Annotated in this window: 18 protein-coding genes and 2 pseudogenes; 4 read left to right on the top strand and 16 right to left on the bottom strand. The window is 70.4% G+C overall.

Features of this window, described 5'->3' with window-relative positions; all coding sequences use genetic code 11:
• The first annotated feature begins 319 nt into the window (after positions 1-319).
• On the top strand, positions 320-1,684 hold the full coding sequence (locus tag BCL76_RS38115; RefSeq protein ID WP_109784082.1) for a glutamate decarboxylase: 1,365 nt from the start codon (positions 320-322) through the stop codon (positions 1,682-1,684).
• A 592-nt stretch (positions 1,685-2,276) separates the two neighbouring features.
• Here the strand turns inward: BCL76_RS38115 and BCL76_RS38105 are convergent.
• Both BCL76_RS38105 and BCL76_RS38100 read right to left on the bottom strand, forming a co-directional pair.
• The gene (locus tag BCL76_RS38105) at positions 2,277-2,825 is read right to left on the bottom strand and encodes a putative immunity protein (protein ID WP_109784080.1); all 549 of its coding nucleotides are present in this window, start codon (positions 2,823-2,825) and stop codon (positions 2,277-2,279) included.
• Positions 2,826-3,376: 551 nt separating this feature from the next.
• Positions 3,377-3,682, bottom strand: coding sequence for a DUF6342 family protein (locus BCL76_RS38100; RefSeq protein ID WP_109784079.1), 306 nt, complete (start codon positions 3,680-3,682; stop codon positions 3,377-3,379).
• A 431-nt stretch (positions 3,683-4,113) separates the two neighbouring features.
• Here BCL76_RS38100 and BCL76_RS38095 point away from each other — a divergent pair, with 431 nt between their 5' ends.
• A complete protein-coding gene (locus BCL76_RS38095) occupies positions 4,114-4,290 on the top strand; it encodes a CsbD family protein (protein ID WP_109784093.1) in 177 nt (58 codons plus the stop codon).
• A gap of 90 nt (positions 4,291-4,380) precedes the next feature.
• Here the strand turns inward: BCL76_RS38095 and BCL76_RS38090 are convergent.
• From BCL76_RS38090 to BCL76_RS40240, 6 genes and pseudogenes are all read right to left on the bottom strand, one after another.
• A pseudogene (locus tag BCL76_RS38090) lies at positions 4,381-5,423 on the bottom strand (PP2C family protein-serine/threonine phosphatase); the annotation flags it as partial.
• Positions 5,424-6,018: 595 nt separating this feature from the next.
• Positions 6,019-7,392 (bottom strand): dipeptidase, encoded by a 1,374-nt coding sequence (locus BCL76_RS38085; protein WP_258310157.1) that lies wholly within the window; start codon positions 7,390-7,392, stop codon positions 6,019-6,021.
• A complete protein-coding gene (locus tag BCL76_RS38080; protein ID WP_109784077.1) occupies positions 7,385-7,834 on the bottom strand; it encodes a hypothetical protein in 450 nt (149 codons plus the stop codon). The genes BCL76_RS38085 and BCL76_RS38080 overlap by 8 nt, the downstream gene beginning before the upstream one ends.
• Positions 7,831-9,306 (bottom strand): APC family permease, encoded by a 1,476-nt coding sequence (locus tag BCL76_RS38075; RefSeq protein ID WP_109784076.1) that lies wholly within the window; start codon positions 9,304-9,306, stop codon positions 7,831-7,833. The genes BCL76_RS38080 and BCL76_RS38075 overlap by 4 nt, the downstream gene beginning before the upstream one ends.
• Before the next feature lie 203 nt (positions 9,307-9,509).
• Positions 9,510-10,985 carry an MFS transporter gene (locus tag BCL76_RS38070; protein WP_109784075.1) on the bottom strand — a complete coding sequence of 492 codons (1,476 nt, stop codon included), beginning with the start codon at positions 10,983-10,985 and terminating at the stop codon, positions 9,510-9,512.
• A 103-nt stretch (positions 10,986-11,088) separates the two neighbouring features.
• Positions 11,089-11,563: pseudogene (locus BCL76_RS40240) on the bottom strand (HNH endonuclease); the annotation flags it as partial.
• 212 nt (positions 11,564-11,775) lie between these two features.
• On the opposite strand from BCL76_RS40240, the gene BCL76_RS38060 reads away from it, so the two are divergent.
• Complete coding sequence (locus BCL76_RS38060) at positions 11,776-12,888, top strand: PucR family transcriptional regulator (protein WP_109784074.1); 1,113 nt, start codon at positions 11,776-11,778, stop codon at positions 12,886-12,888.
• 797 nt (positions 12,889-13,685) lie between these two features.
• Here the strand turns inward: BCL76_RS38060 and BCL76_RS38055 are convergent.
• The 8 genes from BCL76_RS38055 to BCL76_RS38020 form a co-directional block, all read right to left on the bottom strand.
• A complete protein-coding gene (locus tag BCL76_RS38055) occupies positions 13,686-14,255 on the bottom strand; it encodes a transcriptional regulator (protein ID WP_109784073.1) in 570 nt (189 codons plus the stop codon).
• A gap of 233 nt (positions 14,256-14,488) precedes the next feature.
• Positions 14,489-15,994: a helix-turn-helix domain-containing protein gene (locus BCL76_RS38050; RefSeq protein WP_109784072.1), complete on the bottom strand. Its 1,506-nt coding sequence runs from the start codon at positions 15,992-15,994 to the stop codon at positions 14,489-14,491.
• On the bottom strand, positions 15,991-16,266 hold the full coding sequence (locus BCL76_RS38045) for an acyltransferase (protein WP_109784071.1): 276 nt from the start codon (positions 16,264-16,266) through the stop codon (positions 15,991-15,993). Before BCL76_RS38045 ends, BCL76_RS38050 begins: the two co-directional genes overlap by 4 nt.
• A gap of 16 nt (positions 16,267-16,282) precedes the next feature.
• Entirely contained in the window at positions 16,283-17,032 is a 750-nt protein-coding gene (locus tag BCL76_RS38040; protein ID WP_181382900.1) for a siderophore-interacting protein, read from the bottom strand.
• 59 nt (positions 17,033-17,091) lie between these two features.
• A complete protein-coding gene (locus BCL76_RS38035; RefSeq protein ID WP_309136889.1) occupies positions 17,092-18,180 on the bottom strand; it encodes a prephenate dehydrogenase in 1,089 nt (362 codons plus the stop codon).
• 50 nt (positions 18,181-18,230) lie between these two features.
• Complete coding sequence (locus BCL76_RS38030; RefSeq protein WP_109784070.1) at positions 18,231-19,286, bottom strand: ParB/RepB/Spo0J family partition protein; 1,056 nt, start codon at positions 19,284-19,286, stop codon at positions 18,231-18,233.
• A 400-nt stretch (positions 19,287-19,686) separates the two neighbouring features.
• Entirely contained in the window at positions 19,687-19,998 is a 312-nt protein-coding gene (locus tag BCL76_RS38025) for a hypothetical protein (RefSeq protein ID WP_109784069.1), read from the bottom strand.
• A 170-nt stretch (positions 19,999-20,168) separates the two neighbouring features.
• Complete coding sequence (locus BCL76_RS38020) at positions 20,169-20,417, bottom strand: hypothetical protein (RefSeq protein WP_109784068.1); 249 nt, start codon at positions 20,415-20,417, stop codon at positions 20,169-20,171.
• Positions 20,418-20,729: 312 nt separating this feature from the next.
• On the opposite strand from BCL76_RS38020, the gene BCL76_RS38015 reads away from it, so the two are divergent.
• A complete protein-coding gene (locus BCL76_RS38015) occupies positions 20,730-21,731 on the top strand; it encodes a helix-turn-helix transcriptional regulator (RefSeq protein WP_309136888.1) in 1,002 nt (333 codons plus the stop codon).
• The last annotated feature ends 195 nt before the right edge of the window (positions 21,732-21,926 follow it).

The raw sequence follows: 21,926 nt of genomic DNA, 5'->3' as shown, positions 1-21,926 counted from the left end.
ACAGCCAGCCGATGAAGCCCTGTCCCTGATCGAACTCCTCTCCGAACCAGACAGCCAGCAAGACCGCTAGACACGACCACGCCCACTGACACCTGCCGGCTGCCACCACACCGACCACTCACAGAGCGGCCCGGGGGACTGCTGCCCCCTAGAGCGCTCCGGGCCTCACTCTCACCCGCACACGCCCTATCGGCACGGGCTACCCGGGCCCTGACTCGATCCGCAGCCCGCCGACCGGAACCGCGCGGTGTCGCCGGCCGTGCCGACGGCGCGGTGTGTCCCTCGGCCGCGCCACGCTCCGGCGCTGTTGAATCAAGGCATGACCAAGCGCGACGACTCGGCTCTGTTCGGCAACCGTTTCCTGACGGTGCCCGCTCCCTCGGAAACCTTCCCGGAGGAAGGGATGACCGCGACGGACGCGATGAGGCTCGTGGATGTGGATCTCGCCATGGAGGGCGACCCGCAACGCAACCTCGCCACGTTCGTCACCACGTGGATGGAGCCCGAGGCCCAACGACTGATCGCCGAGAACCTTCACCGCAATTTCATCGACCATGCGGAGTACCCCATTTCCGCCGAGATCGAGCAGCGCTGCGTGCGCATGCTCGCGGACCTCTTCCACGCACCCGGCAGGACGACCGGATGCCGGACTCAGGGGTCATCCGAGGCGATCATGCTCGGCGCGCTGTCGTTGAAGTGGAAGTGGCGGGAGCGCCGCCAGGCAGCCGGCCTTTCGACCGACCGGCCCAACCTGGTTTTCGGCGGTGACGTCCACGTCGTATGGGAGAAGTTCTGCCGCTACTTCGACGTCGAGCCACGGATCGTGCCGCTTGCCGAGGACAAGTACACGATCGGCCCGGAGGATGTGGAGCCCCACCTCGACGAGAACACGATCGGCGTCGTCGCCGTCCTCGGCACCACATTCACCGGCCACAAGGACGATGTCGTCGGGATCGACAAGCTCCTGCAGGACGTTCGTAAAAAGCGGGACCTCGACATTCCGATCCATGTCGATGGCGCCAGCGGCGCATTCGTCTGGCCCTTCCTCTACCCGGACTCGAAATGGGACTTCCGGCTCGAGCAGGTCCGTTCGATCAACGTCTCGGGACACAAATACGGACTGGTCTACCCCGGCATCGGATGGCTGGTCTTCCGCGAAGAGGCCGACCTCGCCAAGGACCTCGTCTTCTACGAGAACTACCTCGGCAAGACCGACGCGACGTTCACGCTGAACTTCTCCACCGGTGCGTCGATGGTGCTCGCGCAGTACTACAACTTCGTGCGGCTCGGCCGCCAGGGCTACACCTACGTCATGAAGACGATGCAGGAGAACGCCCGCGCACTGGCGGACAATCTGCGCAGCAGCGGCCGCTTCGAAGTGATCGGGAGCGACCTTGAACAGTTGCCGCTGGTCGCTTTCCGTCTCGCCGGCAAGCACGCCTACGACGAGTCCGACATCGCCTGGCAGCTCTCGGCCGAGCGGGGCTGGATGGTGCCGGCATACACCCTCCCGCCCAACGCGGAACGGGTGAAGATCCTGCGCGCCCTGGTCAAGGAGAACCTGAGCCGCGAACAGGTCGACCGCCTGACCCAGGACATCGCCGACGCATGTCGCACGCTGGACGACAAGGGAGCGGCCCACAGCATCGAGCGGACCCAGATCAAGCGCGGCACCGGCTACTGATGCACTGTGCCGGAAGTCCAGGCGGGGGCCGGGGCTTCGCCTGAGGGGGCATTGAAGCCGTCAATGATCGGGTTCATCGCGTTCAGCAGCGGGCCCCGCGTCAGTGACGGCTCCGCCGTGGGCGTGTCCCGTTCGGTGATGTGGAGCGGGTACCCGGTGATGCCGAACCCGTCCAGAGCCGCGGATCCGGTACCCGTGAAGGCCGAGCCGGCGGCCGCGCCCACGTCGCTGGTCCAGCACAGTTGGAAGGGCTTGGACGGGACACCGCCGCCGTCGGGCGGCGACGTCCACACCGGGGCCGCGGGGAGCGGCTCGGAGCCGTACGCCGGCGTCCACGTGGCGCGGTCGGCGATGACCTCGTCGGACGTGGCAGGGGCTCCTCGGTACGGCCGTCCATGGGGTAGGGGTCGGCCTCGAAATCGGCGCCGCCGGTGAGCAAGGTCTTCTTGTCTTCGATCGCCATGCGGTACTCCGGGGGAAGCGCCTCCTGCTCGTCCTGCGCGCCCTGCTCGTCCTGCTCGTCCTGACGAGCACGGCTTCGCCCACCTCAAGGACTGGCGGGTGTGAGGCCGCGCCGTCCGGACGCTGAAGGTCACTCGGCGATGGTGAGGGAACGAAGGTCGAAGTCCAGCATGCGGATCAACTCGCCAACCCGTCCGCCGCCACTTGGCGCCGTCGGAAAGCGTTTGAGCACGTCAACGACGACTGGTGTCGCGCTCAGCACCGCCTGCTCAAGGTATTTGACACCGACGCTCCGATCGTCGCCGGCGACGAGTTCGGCTGCTCTGGCTGCATAAGCGCCGGCTCCGAGAATGTGCTTGACCTGGGTGGCCTTGGCCAGCGGATGCAGGTAGGCGGAGCCTGCCGCAGACATCGCTGCCCACGCTGCCTCTCGGGCAGCCGCGGTGTCTGCACTCTTCGCCGCTTTGAGGGCCGCTGACGCTGTGTCGCGCAGAGATTTCCCGCGTTCGCCACCCCGAGCGAACTCCCACGCGGCACCGATGGCTTCTCGAGGACGCGGGTCGTCCGGCTGATCGGCCTCGAATATCTCAAGCACCACCTCCGCACACGCCGCAGCGAACGCAGCGACCTCACGAAGGTCCTGCTTACTCAGAACGATCTCGCTCGTGTCCCCCGTCATGGTCCCATCTTCCGCGATTGCGCTGGACAGGTAGGCCGCAAGGGCTGCTCCTGGGCGCCGGCCGACTGGACACCGAGCAGACCGGATCGCCGAACTGCTGAACCAGCGCGGGTCCAGCATGCATCGGATGCTGGAAGGCCATCCGGCCACAGCGAACAGGACCGGCGAATCGACCGCTCCGCCAGATGATCTGCTCCGCAGGCTGCTTCCCACAACCGGCGTGAGCACCCCGAGAACCTGAGCCGACTCCCGCTCAGCCTTGCTCGGCCGCGTACGTCTACGCCGTCCGCATCAGGGCGGCTCGCGCCATGTGGGAGGAGGAGGGCATGACGGAGGCATCACCCGGCCCACATGCACACCACCGAGTCGAACACCGTGCGGCTTGCTCGTTGCCGTACCGATGCGGTCTGCGGGGACTGGAAGCACCATGCCGTCAGCAACGACGAGGGCCCGCCCGACCGGTCAGGTCGTACGGGCCCTCGTGCTGTGGGGGTGGGAGGCTCAAGCGGCGACGCGGCCTCGCCGCCTGGCTACGAGCTCCCCGAGGGGGCTCACGAGTCCCAGGTGAGGTTCTTCTGGTCGGTGATCACCCTGCCTGCGATCCGAAGGTCGCCGTTGGAGTCGAGGATGCCGACGATCTTCTTCGTGCTGCCGTGGTGGGTGACGAAGTAGACCTTGTCCATCTCCTGGGTGCTGGAGAAGTTGGAGTTCATCACGATCTCCACGCTGTTCGGGGAGATGACCGCGACGTTCTTGTGCCCGCTGGTCGGGTAGGTCTGGGTCTGCGTCAGCTTGACCTTGCCGTTCGGCTCCCCCTCTTTCCAATCCGTCGCGAGTCCGAGATCGAGTTCAGGCATGGTTCCCCCTGGGTCCGGCGGGGCGTGCCCGCGGTCGGTGACATGCCGGGATGTCCCGGTCCGATAGAGGAGCGCAGGGAGGGAAGGTGTACGGAAAGGGACGTTTTGGAAATCGTCGCTGCTTCCCGTTCCAGTGGCCGGATTCCTTCAGGAGAGTGAGGCCGGCTCGGAGAGCCGCTCGCCGAGGCGATAAGCCCGGCCCCACCCGAACGCCGAGCAGCGGCAGAACCGGCTCACGACCTGCATCAAGTCGGCTCCTGTGGCGTGACTTCGCCGCGCCGGATCCGGCGCACCCCGAAGGGCGCCGATGAGCCGCCTGCCGAAGCCGACGGGTGGGATCCGACATCGGCGGGCCGATGCGGGGTTTGGGTCTCGGGATCGTGAGCAGGCGAGTGGTCACGACCAACCCGGTACTACACGAGGAGGTCCCCATGTCGGGCACCGAGAAGACCAAGGCACAGGTCGAACAGGCCAAGGGCAAGGCCAAGGAGGCCATGGGCCGCATGGCCGGCAACCAGCGGATGACCGCCGACGGGCACGCCGACCAGGCCAAGGGCAACGCCCGCCAGGCCAAGGAAGACGCCAAGGACACCCTCCGCCGCCACTGAACCGCACCCCGCGCACAGCCTCTTGAGCTGCGGCGCCCGCCGGGCCCCGACCCTCTCCCCCGGGTCGGGGCCCGGCCCTGTGCCCGAAGCTGGCGGGCGACACTCGTAGGCGTCGGTGACGGCGCCGACCAGGGCGCGTACCACCTTGCGGGGGTGTTCCTCGGCGGTCTTGCGCAGGAGGCCTGGCAGGTCGACGGTTTCGGCGTCGCGTTCCTGCATCCCGTCCGTGTGGAGCAGGATCCGGTCACCGAGTCGAAGGCGCACTGCTGGGCGACGCCGAAGGGTAGGTCCACCTCCAGGCTCAGTTCGCTCACGGCGCCGTCGCGCAGCCGCAGCGGCCAGGGGTGGCCGGCGTTGACGAGCTGAGCCCCGGTGCCGTCGAGGGCGATGCGCAGGAGCTGGCCGGTGGCGAGGCTGTGCCGGCCGTGGTCGAGGAGGGCCTGGTGGAGTTGGCGGGCCTGTTCGGCGAGGTCTTCTCCGGCACGGCGGGCGCCCCGGGAGGCGTTGGCCAGGAGGGTGGCCATCGGCGAGGCGCTGACGTCGTGGCCCATCGCGTCGGTGATCGACAGGTGGAGTGTGTCCTGGTCGAGGCTGAAGTCGTAGGTGTCGCGAGCGATGTCGGAGGCAGGGACCAGGGCGCCGGCGATGGTGAACTGGGGTGCTTCGCAGGCGGAGGCCGCGGGCAGGAGCCGGCGCTGGATCTCCGCGGACAGGCTCACCCCGGTGGTGCGGTTGGCCCAGTGGTAGAGGTCGGTGAAGCGCCGGTCGGTGACGATGACGTACGCCAGCGCATGCGCCGCTTCCTGCACCTGCGCCAGCACCTCCTCGGAGGACACCGATGGTGTCGCCGCGGTTGGTGACGGGCGCCGGCACCCTCTGCCCCTGGCCGCCGTCCGGCGCCAGTACCAGGCGCTGGTGGCGCAGGACGTCGTCGTAGATGCCGCTGCCGGCCAAGGGGATCCGCTCCGCGCGGTCCTCCTGCTGCCGGTCGGCCGTGTCGTGGACGCGCAGCAGGCGCCGGCCGACGACATCGACGAACAGGAACGACACGTAGCGGGCCTCGAACCGGCCACGGGCGCCGCGGCCTCCGCAGCCGCCGGCACCTGCGCCAGTCCGATCCGCTCGCCTGCCACACCAGCCTCCCGAAGGGTTACGGACGCTCCTTCCCGCCCTGCCGACACAATCAGAACCACGGCAGCCCAGGTCTGCCTCGGCGATCGACATGCCGAGGGCACCCGTCCTCACGACAGCATCGCCCACCAGCAGCCGCCCCTGTATCTCCGGCTGCGCGGCAGCCCTGCGGGGAGCTCCGCGGTCGCGGCGTCCTGCCTCGGACCAGGTGGCTTCCGGGGCGTTGCTCGCCGTCCGGGTCGGACGCCCCGCAACCAGCCGGCCGGCCGGAGCAGGCGTACCGAGTCCCCCGGTCTCCCGGACGCCGTCCCGGGAATTCCGCTCCCTCGTGTCCGACATGGCGGACCGCTCGTCCGCGCGGCGCGGCCACTGCGTCAGGGGGTTCGGGTCCGTGGCGTAGAGGATCCAGGCGTCCGTGAGGTCCTGCAGTTCCGTGAGGGTGGCACCTCCGCGTTCCAGGTGGTCGGTGAAGGTCCGCGGCCGGTCCGCGTCGGCGGCGGTCTTCCGGGCGGCCTCCCCGAGGACGCCGTGGTGCCTGTCCGTGGAATCCCGACGACGTGCGTGGTGGGGCTCGTTGTGGTTCGGGTCCGTCCCGGGTCAGCGTTTTGCGGCGTAGCCGAGGAGGAAGAGTGCCTCGGTGAGGGCCATGTTGCGGATCTCGGTCGGGTCGACGCTCTCGTCGGGGGCGTGGATGAGGCAGCGGGGCTCCTCGACGCCCATGAGGATGATCTCCGCGTCCGGGCAGGTTGCGGCGAGTACGTTGCACAGGGGGATGGACCCGCCCTGGCCCAGGAACTCCATCGGGCGGCCGTAGGCCTGCTCCATGGCTCGCCCCATGGCCCGGTACGCCGGTCCGTCGGTGGCCGCACGGAACGGCGACCCGGTGCCTTCTTTCTCGACCGAGACTCGGGCGCCCCAGGGCGTGGCGGCCGTGAGGTGTGCGGTGAGGGCCGCCAGTGCGGCGCCGGAATCCGTCTCCGGCGGAACCCGCAGGCTGACCCGGGCCCGGGCCGAAGCGGGCACGGCGGCGGCAGAACCGACCACGGGCGGGCAGTCGATGCCGAGCACGGTCACGGCCGGGCGTGCCCAGAGCCGGTCCGCCACCGTGCCCGAGCCGGTGAGGCGGACCCCGTCCAGGACGGAGGCGTCGGCACGGAACTGCTCCTCCTCGTACGGCGCTCCGGTCCAGGTGCCGGTGCAGTCCAGGCCGTCGATGCGGGTGCCGCCGTCCGGGTCGCGCAGGGTGGACAGGATCTGGATGAGGGCGGCCAGGGCGTCGGGGGCGGGACCGCCGAACATGCCTGAGTGCAGGTCGCCGCGGAGGGTGGTGACGGTGACGACGACGTTGGCGAGGCCGCGCAGTGCGGTGGTGGCGGTGGGCCGGCCGACTGCGGCGTTGCCGGTGTCGCAGATGAGGAGCGTGTCGGCGCAGATGTCACCGGGGTGCGCGGTGACGTACTCCTCCAGCCCGCCGGTGCCCTGTTCCTCGGACCCCTCGGCGACGAACTTCAGCCCCACGGGCAGCGCGTCGCCGAGGGCCCGCAGCGCGGTGAGGTGCATGACGATGTTGCCCTTGCAGTCGGCGGTGCCGCGTCCGTACCAGCGTCCGTCGCGTTCGGTGAGCGTGAACGGCGGGGAGTTCCATGCGGCTTGGTCGAGTGGGGGTTGTACGTCGTAGTGGCAGTACAGCAGCACCGTGGGTGAGCCTTGCGGCCCGGGTCGGTGGCCGAGGACGGCGTGGCTTCCGTCGGGGGTCTCCGCGAGGCGTACGTCGAGCAGTCCGGCCTCGGTGAAGGCGTCGGCCACCCAGCGGGCGGCCCGTGCGCATTCCTCGGGAGGGAACTGTCGGGGGTCGGCCACCGAGCGGATGGCGACCAGTTCGGCGAGGTCGGCTTTGGCGCGGGGCATCAGCGCGTCGATGCGCGCGGCGAGGGCGTCGGCGTCCGGCATGTCGCGGGCGGGCTCAGTCATCGTCGCCTCGCCTCACCGTCCGGTCGGTCTTCAGGTCCTCGAGTTCGTCCTGGATGCGGTGCAGGGTGTCGGGGCAGTAGACCTTCAGCACGAGGGCTTCGGCCTGAACGGCCTGTCGGTCGGCGATGACCGGGCGCTGGCCGGGGCCGGTGGCCCCGTTGGACATGTTGATCTTCCACAGGGCCGTCTTGAGGGCGGAGGCGGGGTCCTCGCAGACGATGCCCCCGTCCTGGCCGAGCGCGCGGGCCAGGGTGCTGGGATCGGGTCGGGTGAATCCTGCGGCGACGAGCTCGTCCGCGAGCTGGTCGGCCTTGTCCAGGGACCGGTTGGTGGACCGTACGGCCTTGTACTGGATCAGTCCGACCACGACGAAGCCGACGAGCAGGACGATCGCGCCGATGTAGATCCACTTGTGCCGGGAGGCGAAGGCGGTGGGGCTCATGCGACGTCTCCCGTCGACTCCGCGGCCGGATTGCGCCAGCTGGGCTTGCGCAGGCGCAGGCACAGCCAGGGGATGACCACCCCGAGGAGCAGCAGGCCACCGCCGACGATGGCGACGTAGGTCCAGACGCTGCCGCCGCCGAACTGTGAGGACGGTACGAACCCGATGATCATGGCGGCGGCGGAGGCGAGGAAGCCGACGACGCAGATCAGGTTCAGGGCCGGGGCGCGGTAGCCGCGCGGGTGGTCGGGCTTGGTCCTGCGTAGCCGCATGGCCGCCAGGAACATCAGCAGGTACATGATCAGGTACACCTGGGTGGTGATCACCGAGAAGATCCAGTAGACGCTCGAGACGTTGGGGATCAGCGCGTACATCAGCGCGATCGCCGTGGTGACGATGCCTTGGGTGACGAGGATGTTCTGCTGGACGCCGTGGCTGTTGAGCTGCTGGAGGAAGGGCGGGAGGTAGCCCTCCTGGCGCGAGATGAGCAGCAGGCCCTTGGAGGGGCCGGCCAGCCAGGTGAGCATCCCGCCCAGGGCGGCGGCGACGAGGGCGACGGCGGCGACGGGGGTCAGCCAGCCGATGTGGAAGTAGGAGAAGAACGCGTCGAAGGCCTGCATGACGCCTGCGGTCAGCGACAGCTGGTCGGCCGGGACCACCCAGCTGATGGCGAGGGCGGGCAGGATGAAGATCAGCAGCACCATTCCCATCGCGAGGAACATCGTCTTGGGGAATTCGCGTGGCGGGTCCTTCAGCGACGAGACGTGGACGGCGTTCATCTCCATGCCCGAGTAGCTCAGGAAGTTGTTGACGATGAGCACCAGGCTGGCCAGGCCGGTCCAGACGGGGAAGATGTTCGAGGTGCTCATGGGCGCGGCGGACGGGTTGCCCTGGCCGAGGAAGACGATGCCGAGGATCACCAGCAGCGTGCCGGGGATCAGGGTGCCGATGATCAGGCCCCAGGAGGCGAGCCCGGACAGGGCTTTGGTGCCCTGGGAGGACACCCAGACGCCCGTCCAGTAGAGGACGACGATCACGATGGCCGTGTAGACGCCGTTGGAGGCCAGGGCCGGGTCGATGACGTACGCGAGCGTGCTCGCGACGAACGCCAGCAGGCTGGGGTAGTAGAAGATCGTCATCGCGAACTGGCACCACACGGCGAGGAATCCGAGAGGCTTCGACAGTCCCTCGCTCACCCAGCGGTAGACGCCGCCCGACCAGCCCGACGCGAGTTCCGCCGAGACCAGCGACGTCGGCAGGAGGAACACGATCGCGGGCACGATGTAGAGGAACACGCAGGCCAGGCCGTACACGGCCATGGTGGGGGCGGCGCGGAGGCTGGCGACGGAGGCGGTCGTCATCATCGCGAGGGTCACCCACGTGAGGGTGGGGGTGCCGGATCTGGCGGCCGCCGCCGTCGTCGTCGCTCGGCTCGGGAGATCGTCCGGAACGGGAGTATCCGCAGCGCTCAAGGGGGCCTCCGGGTCGACAGGGCCGATCCCGTCAGACTCGCCCGCCTCCGCGCGGAGGGCGACCCGGGTGCGGCTGTCCGGGGAGGAGCGTGCGTGCGTGCTGGCTGTCCGGGGAGGAGCGTGCGTGCGTGCGTGCCGGGGCGCGCATCGGTTCCTGTCCCCCGCCCGGGCCGGGCGGGAGCACCTCCGACGGCGGCAGCCGGTCACCGGCTGTCGGCGGGGACGGTGAGGGCGTGCGAGGCCGCGGCCGCGCCGTAGGCTGCGGGGCCGGCCCGGCGACGGCGGGCGCGCACGGCCAGGACGGACAGCAACATGCCCGCCCCGGAGGCGATCGCGAGCAGCAGGCACGCGCCGGACAGGCCCGCGGCCAGCGCGTCCGCGGCCGTGTCCCCGGCAGAGCTCCGCGATTGCCCGACCGTCGCGTTGACCGTCGCCACCGCCGCGGTGAAGGCTGCCGCCCCGATGTATCGCGCCATGTTCGAGATGCCGGACGCCGCCCCGACGTCGTCTGCGGACACCGAAGAGGTGGACGCCGAGCTCGCCGGACCGTTGACGAGTCCAAGGCCCACGGCCAGGAGCACGAGGGGCAGGACGAACGCCGCGTATCGCCAGTCGCCCTGCACGAACACCAGCAGGACGCAGCCGCCCGTCGCCGCGGCGAAGCCGAGGGCGATCACCGGTCCGATGCCCAGCCGCTGGACGGTCCGGGGCACGAGCGGGGTGACCATGATCAGGCCCACCGTCGCGGGCAGCGTGGCCAGGCCCGCCTCCAACGGGGTGAGCCCGAGCGTGGCGGGGTTCTGGAAGTAGAGGCTGACCAGGTACATCAGACCGTTGATCACGCCGGCGCTCAGCAGAATCGCGACGGTCGCGCCGATCAGCACACGGTCCTTCAGCAGCCGCAGATCCACGAGCGGTGCTTCCACCCGGCGCTCCACCGCGACGAACGCCACGCCCGCCACGAGTGCCAGCGCGAAGCATCCCAGTACCGCGGCCGACGTCCAGCCCCATTCCGCGCCCTCGCTGAGCGCGAGGAGCGCCGGGGCGAGCACGGTGGCGATCAGCACGGTCCCGGCGAAGTCGATCGAACGGCTGCGATCGGGGTCGCGGGACTCGGTGACGCCCCTCAGGGTGACCGGCACGCAGGCGAGCGCGATCGCCGCGTCGATCCAGAACAGGCCCTGCCATCCTGTGCCGTCCACCAGCACGCCGCCGACCAGCGGCCCGGCCGCGGCTCCCACCGCCGACGCGCCACCCCACAGGGTCACGGCCCGTACCTGTCCTGCCCCCGAGGTCGACACGGACAGCAGGCTCATCCCGCACGCCAGGATCGTCGCTCCGGCCGCGCCCTGGATCGCCCGGCCCGCGATGACCCCCGCGCCGCCGCCGGACAGTGCGATCAGCGCGCACGAGGCGACGAACAGCGCCAGGCCGCCCAGGAAGACCAGCCGCCGTCCGAACACATCTCCCAGAGCCCCCGACGTGACGATCACCGCCGCACCCACCAGCGAGTAGCCGGTGATGGCCCACTGCAGAGCGTCCAACGACATGCCGGTATCCGCGCTGATCGCCGGAAGCAGAATGCTCACCGCCGACGTGTTCGCGTTGACCACAAGCGCCGAGACGCAGGTCGCGATCAGTACAGCGGCCGACGCCGGCCGGCCCGCGTCACCGGGCACCGCACCACCTTGCCGAAGATCCACACAGGCAGGTTCACACGCGCCACGTCACCCCGCAGCCCGGACAGCTCGACGTGGTGTCGGCCCTGCCTCTACGCCAGATCTACGGAACGGGGGTGAACTCGACGTCGGTGTCGCCGCAGCCGGCTGCGATGTCCCACAGCCGGTCCTGCTCCGCCTCGTCGACCGCGAGACCCCAGCGGAGTTTCGTCGCGGTCCATTCGGCGCCGTACCGGCGCAGCGCGTCCGGCGCCGGGGGGAAGCCACTCCGCCGGGTCCTGGTCCGCCTTGGACCGGTTCGAACGCGCCGTCACCGCCACCAGCGAGGCGGGCCGGCCCTGTCGTTCGCGTGCGCCTCCCACCGCGCCGCCGTCCACGCCGACGCCCCCGAGTCCCAGGCCTCGGGCCAGGGGCACCATGTAGTCGATGTCCAGCGCACGGGCCGGCGCGACCTCCCGCTCGTCGTAGTACGACCACCAGGTCCCGCCGGTCAGGGTGCAGCCCGGCCCGCTCTCCGGATGCACGACCGCCTCGGCCAGGAGCACCTCCTGGCGCGTCACCGCAGCGTCGTTCCCGTCGCGGGGTCGGCCCCGGCGCCCAGGTATCGGAGGTCGGCCAGGGCCCTTCAGGGCGGCACACAGTTGCACGCCTTGCCCGCGCCACACCTCCCTGAAGGTAAAGGTCAGGCAATGTCGCGGGTCCGTGGTTAACGGACGTTCTCCTGAAGGGAGTACGAAGCGCTCAACTCCCCATGCCGGGACAGGGCACGCACCATGGGAGCGAGGTAACTATGTCTGAACTTCTGAACCACATCCGGACCCGACCGCGCGGCGAATGGCCCCAGCTCCTGCGAAGAGAACTACCCGCGCTGGCTGCGGGGATCGCGAAGGAACTACGCGACAGCATCCCCGGTATCTCCGCTCACGTCGCGGACATCGACGACGAAGTCGTCAACCAGCACGTGGAACCAGCCCTCCTCACCGCCCTGGGCAACCATGAACCCCCGGCTGCCGGGCAGGGCGAGGGAAGCCCCCGAGGACGGGACGCGCACGCCGGGCCGTTGCCGTCCCTCGGCGCGATCCCCTCCCAGAGGTCCGAGGCGAGGCCCGAACGAGCTCGCCGAGAGCTCTTCACCGCACTCACGTCCGACAGCCACCTGTCCGGGCAAGCCTTGGCAGAACTGGCCGGAGCAGCCAGCTGGCCGCTACCGGACTTCGTCCGGGCCGTCGCCCTGACCTCACCGGGCGAGGCCCAGCAGCTGGCGGCCCGCATGGACGGCGCCCTGGCCGGCATGGTCTGCGGGCAGCCCTGCCTGCTGCTACCCACCCCCGATCCGGAAGCCCGCACCGAACTGGCGAAAGCCCTCCGTGGCCGGTCCGCCGCCGTCGGGCACCCGGTCCCACCCCGCGACACCGCTTCCTCCCAGCGCTGGGCCGTGCGTCTGCTCAACCTCATCCCCGCCCCGTCCGCCCCGGACGCGCGCGCCGTGTTCGTCGACGACCACCTTTCCGCGCTGATGCTGCTCCAGGACGAACACCTGGCCCACGCACTGGCCGCACGCCGACTGCGTCCACTCGCCGACCTCACACCCCGCCAGAGCGAGCGACTCGAAGAGACCTTGCTCGCCTGGCTGGAGGGCGGCGGCGCACCCGAGGCCGCCAAGGCCCTCAGCGTGCATCCCCAGACCGTCCGATACCGCATGCGGCAGCTGGAAAAGCTCTTCGGTCCCGATCTGCGCGACCCCTGCACCCGCTTCGAGCTGGAGATGGCCCTGCGCACCAGGCGCCTCATGGCGCAGGTCCGGCAGCAGCAATCCCGGGTACCCCGCAGGACCCGCGCGGTCGCAGCTGAGATCCAGCAGCCCCAGGACGCCGCGCGGATGGCCCGGGTCAACGGCCTATGAGCCCGGACGGCAAACGCCCGATCCGGCACAAGATGGGGTGTACCGGTTCCCGATGCACCGACCCGGGCCCTACGCAATCCAAGTGCGGCAGGTACCGGCAAGAGGGGACCCGCCTCGCCGGATGAGTAGTGCGGAGCACGGAGCACCTGCCCGACAACACCGATGCCCAGCTGGGTAGGCACGGCGCGGCCCCCGCACACCGCAGGTGTGCCGGGGCCGCGACCGGCTCCTCCCCGGACTCCGGGCCGAGCGGACGTCGCCGCCGCGGCGAGTTCAGCAGTAGGGGTCTCGGCCTTGCTCGCCGGGCGGGCTGCTCCGGGGCGCGGCTTCGATGCCCGGCAGCCCCGGCGGTCGCAACCTGCATGGCCTGTGGCCCCATTTGGGCGACGCCGGCCACCGTGCCGCCGGAGCCGGCCGACCTCAGGCCGCGGCGCATCTCCAGGTGCGTCGCGAACCGCGGCAAGGTCGCGGGGGGGGGCTCCGCGGCTGCGGCGAGCAGGGAGGTGAAGACGTTTGACGCGCCAGAAGGGGACGGCGTGGTCGGAGGTCTGCTCGTGCGAACCGGCGTGGTCGAGGACGCGGCGGCCTCCGGCGAGGAGCCGGCGGACGGTGGTGTGGTCGCCGCGCAGGGCTGCCGTGCGGCCTTGCCGTGAACCGCGTTCAGGAGCCCAGGGACGGCTGCTTGTCGCTGAGGGCGACGGGGCGCGACCCGGTGGAAGTCAACGGCTGCGGTGAAGGCGGCGCTTGAGCGGTGCTGAATCTGGAATTGGGCACCGCATGTGATTGCCCGTCACTTCTTATGCGGCAAACCCTACGGCGGATACGTATTCGTACTGTCCCCATTGCGATCCGAGGTCCACGATGGCGTCCGCCCATGCGTTGTCCAGGGCGCCCGTGTCCTTTGCGGACCAGGCCCGGATGATGGTGTCCCATTGACGGATGTTGAGGCTGCGGTACTCCAGTACCCGCTGGAAGCGCCCGTCGACTCGGGACTGGTCGAACGGGTGAATCTCCACCCGGGTCCCTCCCCCGTCGTTCAGCCGGCGCAGCAGGTAACGGGCCACGTTCTGGCGGCGTACCGTGCGGTAGGCGGTCTCGATCTGTTCCAGGCCGGCGCGGGAGGGGCGGCGTTTGCCGGTGAGCCATGCCTTGACGGTGCGGTCGGTGACGGTGAGGCCTGCTGCGCGGGCGGCCTGGCGGGCGCGGTTCGACCTGGTCAGGTAGTTGAGGCGCGCCAGGAGACCGCGGCGTGCGGTGACGGGGGTGGAAATGTGATCGGCGAGGTTGTCGAGTTGCCGTGCAACTGCTGCGCTGCCTTTGATGCCTTGAGCCCCGTAGCGGCCGAAATCGTGTGTCTTTTCCGGCATTTCATGCGGGCCTTCCGTTTGCCGGTTTCATTTCCTGACCTCAGGGTAGCGCAACTCTGTTGATTTTAGCGTTGCTTGGGGAGTTCAGCTGGGGTGATGTCAAGCGTGTTCTTCGGTCGACATTTCGGTCGGGACGGAGGCGTTCGAGCGGAGTCTGTCTGTTGTCAGGGTTTCCCTGGCAGGGGTAGGGCGGGTCTGTTTCGGCAGTTCTGTTTCGGCGGGGGCTTTCCTCGTCAGTCGTCCTGTTCCGGGGCGGTGGTGTCGGTTCCGGTGGTGTAGGTGTCTTTGGTCTTGACTTCCGTGACGCCTCGGCCTTCGGGGAAGACGCGTCGCCAGTCGCCGATGACGTGGAGTTCGTCGGTGCCCATCACGCGGATCGGGGTGAGGCCCTCGTTCCGGGCTTTGAGGGCTTTGAGCCAGAGGTTGGAGAAGGCCTGGGAGCGGATGATGTGCATCCAGTCCGGTCGGTACAGCTCCCTGTTGTAGTTCGACTCCCCCATCGTCGACACGAACTTCGAGTACATCGCTTTCACGTACTCCAGGGTGATGTCGTCGCCTCGGGCGATCGCGGTGTCGCGGGCGTCCTTGAGGGCGATGCGGAACTTTTCCAGGAGGTTTTCCGTGGCGCCCGAGGTGTAGGACTCGTGGATCCGGGGGGGCTCGCACAGGCCGTAGCGGGGGCCGGAGAGGCGGAGCAGGAGGCGGAGGGTGGGTTCCGTGACCCAGAGGGGGCCGGGTTCGTCTCGTTGGCCCAGGGGGTTGGGGAGGACCGTCCCGTGTTCCCAGGTGGGCGGGGTGATGAGGTGGACGCCCGCGCGGTGGCGGTCGTGGGTGGGGTCGGTGGAGTGTTCGAGCCGGCCGAGCGGGAGGTGGGTTTTGAGGGCGGAGAGGTATGCGCCGTTGATGTCGAGCGCGGTGACGTGGTGCAGGCCGGCCGGGAGCTCGGGGCGGGTCCACTTCGGGCGTGCTTCCCAGATCTGGTCCGAGCCGCGGGAGGTCTGCTTCTTGAGGATGTCCGGGATCCAGGGGTGGGCGATCACGTCGTAGCGGGCTCCCTTGCGTGTTTCGTCCAAGAGCCGCATGGCGTCGGGGATCGCGCGCTTGAGGAGTGCGGCGGAGGCCGCGTGTGTGTCGCCCTGGTGTTCGGTGAGGGCGGCGTGGACCGCTTGGTGGATCAGGTCGGTGGGGGCGCCGGTGGGGTGTTGGGGGGCTCGGCGGGTTGGCTTGTGGGCCGGTCTGTGGGCCGGGGTGGGGAGTTGGGGGGCCGGCGTGGTGGGGTGGCAGTGGGTGGGGTCCAGATGTTGTGCGTAGCCCGCCACCCGGGTGGGGGCCGCGTGTCCGCACAGAACGCACGGTTCGGGGGTGGTGAGGTGTTCGACGTCGTCGGCGTCGGCGTCGGCGTCGGCGTCGGCGTCGGCGTCGGCGTCGGCGTCGGCGTCGGCGTCGGCGGAGATGGTGGGGGTGGGGGGCGTCGGTTCGGCGGGGGTGGGGTCGGCGGGGGGGAGTTTGGCTGCCAGGCCCTTCAGGAGGTAGGCGTATTTCTCCCTTGTCTCCCCCGTGGGTTCGCGGCCGTTCTCCCATGCGGCCAGCGTGCCGGCGCTGACTCCCAGGGCGCGCGCCATGTGCGCCTTCGACAGGTGCGCCAGCTCGCGCAGTTCTCGGCGCCGGTCCGGTGTCGGAAGGGGGGCTTGGGGGCGGACTGCCGCCAGGAGGGAGTCGATCGCCTCGAAGTCGCTCACCGGTGCGCTCCCGGTTCGCCGGCGTTTCGGGTGCGGGAGAGTGCTTCGCAGGCGCGGGTGGGGCCGGCGAGGAGCTCCGGTGCCGGCAGGCCGTGGCGGTCGGCCAGGATGTCGGCGTCGTGCAGGCTCCGAGAGGTCGCGGCGCTCCGGCGGCGGGAGACCTGGGCCTGGGTCGGTCCGAGAACGGAGGCGAGGACGCGTTGCGGTTCGCCCGTCGCGCGCAGGGGTGCGGCAACCGTCTGCCGCAGTGACTCTTCCGGTCCGGTCTCCATGTCGTCACCCTATGCATCAAGGGTGGGGGGTGTGGCGCCAGTAGCCGGAGGCGGAGATCCGGTCGCGGGGAACACCGCGGTCGTGCAGGAGATGGCCGCGTATCTCCCGTACCGCGTGGGCCTCGCCGTGGACGAAGGCGTGCAGGCCCGCTGTGGGCAGGTGGAGGTGGCGGACGGCGTCGGTGAGGAGTGTGCCCGCGCGGTGGGCGCCTCGGTGGAGCCAGATGATGTCGGCTCTCTCGGGGGCGTCGATCAGCTGCTCCTCGTGGGCGCTGTCCACTTCGAGCAGGACTGTGGCTCCCACGCCTTGCGGCAGGTGTTCCGCGGCGGCGGCGACGGCGGACAGGGAGGTGTCGTCTCCCACGAGGAGATGGTGGGCCGCGCCGGCGACGGGGCGGTAGGTTCCGCGGGGCTGGAGGTAGAAGACCGTGTCGCCGGGCCGGACCCGGCGGACCCAGCCGGTGGCCGGGCCGCCCCGGTCGTGCAGGGCGAAGTCGAGAGTGATCTCGGCGGTGCGCGGGTTCTTGTGGCGGATCGTGTAGGAACGCATGCGGGGCCAGGACTCGCCGGGCAGTGTCGCTTTGACGTGGTCGAGGTCGAAAGGCTCGGGATAGGTGACGCTCCCCGGGGCGAGGAGCAGGCGGACGTACGCGTCGGTGTCGGCGTACGGGCCGGTGCGGACGTCCTCAGGGGTGTCGGTGCGCAGGACCACGCGTCGCCTGCGGGGGGTCAGCTGCCGCACCTGGGCCACGCGGGCGGACCGCACCGGCGCGAGCGGTGGTGACGCGGATCGTGGGGGTGGGGAAGGCACGGGGTTCTCCGGTGTCAGCGGGTCAGGATCGTGCTCGGCATGCGCAGTGCCCGGGTGAGGCGTGGCGCGGCGTCGGCGGTCACCAGCAGTTCGACCAGGCCCGTGACCTGGCCGGGGGCATGGTCGATGAAGACGTCCTCGATGTTGACGCCCGCTGCTCCGACGTCGGTGAAGACGCGGGCCAGCTCGCCCGGCTGGTCTCCGACGAGGACGGAGACGGTGACGTAGCTTCCCTGGGGGGCGTCGCGTTTGTGCGGGATGCGGCTGTGGCCGGCGCAGCCGCGGGTGAGGAGGGCGGTGAGGGCCTCGGCGGCTTCCGCGTCGGCGGGCTTGTCGCTGTCGGTGAGGCCTCGGAGCGCGAGGATCGTGCGGTCGAGGTCGTCGGCCAGGTCGTCCAGGATGTCGGCGACCGTGCCTGCGTTGGCGGACAGGATGTCGAGCCACAGCGCGGGGTCGCCGGCGGCGATGCGTGTCACGTCACGCAGTCCCTGGCCTGCCATGCTCACTTCGCGGTCGGCGGCGTGCTCCAGGCGGGCCGCCATCAGGCTGGCGACCAGGTGTGGGGCGTGGGAGACGAGGGCGACGGCCCGGTCGTGCCCGTCCGGGTCCATGACGAGCGGTACTCCGCCGCACAGGTCCACCAGGGCGCGTACGGTGTCCCAGGTGTTCTGGGAGGTGTCGGTGGTGGGCACCAGGGCCCACACCCTGCCTTCGAAGAGGTCCGGGCGTGCCGCGAGCGGGCCGGAGCGTTCGCCGCCCGCCATGGGGTGGCCGCCGAGGTAGGTCCGGGTGTCGCAGCCCAGGCGTTCGATCGCTCGGAAAGCTTGTGCCTTCACGCTGCCGACATCGGTGTACGCCCTGGCCAGGCCTCGTAGTTGGGCGTCCTTCAGGGTGGGGGCGATGTCGGCGGGCGGCACGGCCAGGACGGCGAGGTCGACCGGGCCGGGGGGCGGGGTGGCGAGCCCGGCGCCGAGGGCCGCGGCGGTCAGGGCCGCCATCGGTTCCCGGTCGGTGAGATAGACCGTGGCGCCTCCGGCCGACAGGGACCGGGCGATCGACGTGCCGATCAGTCCCGCGCCGATCACAGCGACGGTGCGCAGCATCCTGGTGCCTCATCCTCATCTGCTCGGTGGAACGCCGGAGCGGGCCGTGGTCAGGCGCTCTCGGTGCCGGTCTGGGTCTCGGAACGGGTCTTCAGGTCGTGCGCGAAGAGTTCCCAGATCTCTGCGTAGCCTTGGACCAGCTCCGACATCTGGACCTTGCAGTGGGCCGGGACGCTCTCGACGATGCGCTGCCGGTCGCGGGCCACCAGGGCGGCTGCCTCGAGCATCCGGAGCGTGTGCCGGCCCACCTCGTTGAACCGCAGGGACGGGTCGCGGCGCAGGGTGTCGAACAGGGTGCCCAGTTCGGCTGCCGAGCGGGTCTTGGCGGGGGGTGGGGTCGTGGGAGGGCGGTGTGCGGCCGGGTGGGCCGTCGGGGCGGCCTTGAGGTGGCCGCGTTGGCGGGCCGGGACCGGGTCCTCGCCGCGCATGACCCTGCCGCGTACGTCGGCGACGGTCGCGGGTGAGATGCCTGCTTGTCGGGCGATCGTGCGCAAGGAGGCGGTGGGGTTCTCCTTGATGAGGCGGCTGGCGAGTTCCCTGCCGTAGGTGGAGTCGACCGGGCGGGCGCGTCCGTCGAGTCCGATCCGGCGGGCGCCGTTGAGGAAGGTCCCGGAGGAGTTGCGGCGGATTTCGGCGATCTTCCGGGCGGACAGGCCCGCGACGGCCGCCACCGCGCGGTCGGACCACTCGGGGTGGGAGGCGAAGATCCTCTCCGCGGCTCCGACGCGGTCCTCGAGGCACAGGGGGCGTCCGTGGGAGACGTTGAGGGCGATCGCGAGGAGGTCCGCGTCGGTGGAGTCGCCGTCGAAGTAGCGGACGTGGATGAGGTCCTGTCCGCGGGAGCGGGCTGCCGCGAGGCGGTGCAGGCCGTCGACGACGCGCATCGTGGGGCGGTGCACGAGGATCGGGGGGAGCTCGGACTCCGTGTCGGCGAGTGTGCGGGCGTACTCCTGGTCGACGCCGTCGGCCCGCGGCGACGAGGAGACGTACAGCTCCTGGATGCGGACGAGTTCGACGGGGGCTTCGTTCAGGCCTTTGTCACGCAGTGCGAGCAAGTAGTCGGAACCGCTGTGCGTCGGCGGCCTTTCGATCGGTTCGGCAGTCACTGCGACGACTCCTGAGGAGGTGAACTGGGCATGGCGGGGCGGCGGTGGGGTGTGGCGGGCGCCGTGGGGGCGCGGTCGACGGGCGCGGCGTCGGCGTCGGCGTCGGCGTCGGCGTCAGCGGCGTGGCTGCCGGGGTCCGCAGGCGCGGCCGCGGGTGCAGCACCGTCGGTACGGTGGCGGGGCGGGCTCGGGCGGGCCGGGTGGGGTCCGTGAGCTCGGTCGCGGGGCCTTGGGGTGAGGTGCGCGCCGTGGGCGTGGTGGCGGGGCCGGACTCGGGCGGCGCGGTGGGGGCGCGGGGATCGATCGGTGCGGTGGGGCGCGGTGATCGGTCGGGGCGGTGAGGGCCGGCGGTGTGGTGGCGCCGGGGTGGGGCGGGGCGGTGCGGGGGTGTTTTTGCTGTCTACTGCCAGCCCGAGTCGTCGCCGTTGGTCGTGACGCTCGGGTTGGGGGTGGGGTTCTGCCAGCCGGAGTCGTCGGCGCCGGCGGGGGGGGGGGGGGGCGTCTGCCAGCCGGAGTCGTCGGTGCCCGTCGTGCCGAGGTGGGCGGTGGGCGCGGGGGTCGGGCCCTGCCAGCCGGAGTCGTCCTCGGCGGCGGCGGCCGGGATCACCTGCGCCACCAGGCTGGTCGGCGTGGTGTCGGAGGCCCAGGCGCTCTGGACGCCCAGGGCGAGGGTTCCGGCGGCGGCGGCGGTGAGGAGGAGCTGACGGATCATCGGTTTTCCTGTTCTGCTCAGGACTGGCGGCGACAGGAACGAGTCTTGTCCGCGCCCCGCAGGAGCAGAAGAGCAATAGGGGTGGGCAAACCGGCCTTGGCGCATTCAGTCCAAAGTCCGTGCAGGAGGAAGCCCTTGTTCCCTTTCCTCCCGGGCGGTGAGCGGCCGGGTCACACCTCGTGGTCAGGGCGCATCAGAGGCAGTTCTGCCGACGTCAGCTCCCATGCGTTCAAGGCGGGTTCGCGTGCAACGGCGCGGTGCCAGGCGTCCACGGCGACCCATTCCGCCGCTGCCGGGTCCCGTGCGTGGACGTAGACGCCGATCACCGGGCCGGACTCGGCCCTGGGGTGGAGGCTGACGTGTTCGACACGGCCGACGCCCCCGTAGCCCGCGGTCGCGGTGGGATCGGCGGCAGCCATGAGGGCGGCGACGCTTTCAGGAAGGAGGTCACCCGAAGGGTGGGTCCGAAGCCGGACATGCACAAGAAACACAGCTCAGCCTCAGCAGACGGCGTGGGCGACAAGCCGTCCACGTAAGGCGGGGTCCAGATGGTCGGCGGTCCCTGTTCCGGCGGAAGTCGGCCGGCGCTCCGGGCGCGGAAATTCCGTCCGCCGGACGCTCCCCCGCCGGGATAGTCTTGCGAGAAACCGTCTCGAACGCCTGTCCTCGACCGGGAAGTCGGCGGTCGGGGCTCGCACCGCTCGGGACCGCGACGGAGAGGGGACGCTCGCGTGCTGTTGACGGATCTCGGGCTCGAAGCCGCCGCCGAGGTGGTCTACCGGGGCATGCTCACGCACCCGGACGCCTCTCTGGCCGAACTCGGCGAACGACTCAACTTGCCGGAGGGGGAGATCCAGCACGCTCTGGACAAGCTCAGCGAGCTCGCCCTGGTGAGGGCCTCCTCGAGCAGCCCGTGCCAGGTCTACGCCGTGAGCCCGCAGCTCGGCATGGAAATCCTCCTCGCCCGTCAGCAGGCCGAACTGGCCGCCCTGCAGCAACGGGTCGAAGCTTCCCGCTCCGCCGCCGCTCGTCTCATCGCCGAGTTCACGCACGGGCAGTCCTCCCATCCGGATGAATCGGTGCAGTACCTCCGGGGTGTCGATTCCATTCGAGACTATCTCGCCGCCCTGAATAATCAGGTCGAAGAGGAATTTCTCACTTTCGCCCCCGGCGGCGCCCAGACAGAAGCCAACATGCGGGCATCGCGACCGCTCAACAAGCGGCTGCTGGAACGCGGAATCAACATGCGCACGGTATACCTGGACAGCATTCGGCGCGACCAGGGCAGCGTTGAACACGCAGAATGGCTGACAAAGCACGGCGCGTACGTGCGTACCGCGCCGTCGCTGCCGAACCGGATGATCATCTGTGACCGTCGCGTCGCGATCATCGCCAACGACAGCGACGACACCGGCATCGGGGCCATCGCCATCACCCTGCCGGGGCTGGTCTCCTCCCTGTGCGCGCTCTTCGAGAACGAATGGCGCAACGCCCAGCCGTTCGGCGAACCCACCAGACAGCAGCCCGGCGAACTCACGCCCCAGCAGATCACCGCGCTGCAGCTGCTGGCCAAGGGCGCCACCGACGAATCCATCGCCAAGAAGCTCGGTGTCTCGCCCCGCACCGCCCGCCGCCTGGCCACCGGCCTCCTCACGCACCTCAACGCCCGCAGCCGCTTCCAGGCCGGTGTCCATGCCGTCCAGGACGGATATCTCCCCCCGCAGTCCCAGTGACCGGCGCGGCGTGACGAGCGGCGGTGGCGCGTCATCGCGCGTGGACGCGGACACGTGCGTGTTTCCCGGTGCCCGCAGTACGTTGACGCCCTGACGTCGCGACGCACCCCGCACACGAGCAGCCCCCTCCCCTTTTCGCCGCGGTACCGGCCGCCGGCCAGGTGTGTGCCGCCCTGCGCGGATGCGTCGCATTCC

Origin of the sequence: Streptomyces sp. CG 926, assembly GCF_003148825.1 — a bacterium.
Classification (GTDB): domain Bacteria; phylum Actinomycetota; class Actinomycetes; order Streptomycetales; family Streptomycetaceae; genus Streptomyces.
The sequence above is the reverse complement of the archived record's forward strand: the minus strand, read 5'-3'. Positions and strand labels throughout refer to the sequence as shown.

Excerpts from the sequence above, each read along its gene's own strand:
- BCL76_RS38115 (WP_109784082.1), top strand. The coding sequence starts at position 320 with ATGACCAAGCGCGACGACTCGGCTCTGTTCGGCAACCGTTTCCTGACG.
- BCL76_RS38105 (WP_109784080.1), bottom strand. The coding sequence starts at position 2,825 with ATGACGGGGGACACGAGCGAGATCGTTCTGAGTAAGCAGGACCTTCGT.
- BCL76_RS38100 (WP_109784079.1), bottom strand. The coding sequence starts at position 3,682 with ATGCCTGAACTCGATCTCGGACTCGCGACGGATTGGAAAGAGGGGGAG.
- BCL76_RS38095 (WP_109784093.1), top strand. The coding sequence starts at position 4,114 with ATGTCGGGCACCGAGAAGACCAAGGCACAGGTCGAACAGGCCAAGGGC.
- BCL76_RS38085 (WP_258310157.1), bottom strand. The coding sequence starts at position 7,392 with ATGACTGAGCCCGCCCGCGACATGCCGGACGCCGACGCCCTCGCCGCG.
- BCL76_RS38080 (WP_109784077.1), bottom strand. The coding sequence starts at position 7,834 with ATGAGCCCCACCGCCTTCGCCTCCCGGCACAAGTGGATCTACATCGGC.
- BCL76_RS38060 (WP_109784074.1), top strand. The coding sequence starts at position 11,776 with ATGTCTGAACTTCTGAACCACATCCGGACCCGACCGCGCGGCGAATGG.
- BCL76_RS38055 (WP_109784073.1), bottom strand. The coding sequence starts at position 14,255 with ATGCCGGAAAAGACACACGATTTCGGCCGCTACGGGGCTCAAGGCATC.
- BCL76_RS38045 (WP_109784071.1), bottom strand. The coding sequence starts at position 16,266 with ATGGAGACCGGACCGGAAGAGTCACTGCGGCAGACGGTTGCCGCACCC.
- BCL76_RS38035 (WP_309136889.1), bottom strand. The coding sequence starts at position 18,180 with ATGCTGCGCACCGTCGCTGTGATCGGCGCGGGACTGATCGGCACGTCG.
- BCL76_RS38025 (WP_109784069.1), bottom strand. The coding sequence starts at position 19,998 with ATGATCCGTCAGCTCCTCCTCACCGCCGCCGCCGCCGGAACCCTCGCC.
- BCL76_RS38020 (WP_109784068.1), bottom strand. The coding sequence starts at position 20,417 with ATGGCTGCCGCCGATCCCACCGCGACCGCGGGCTACGGGGGCGTCGGC.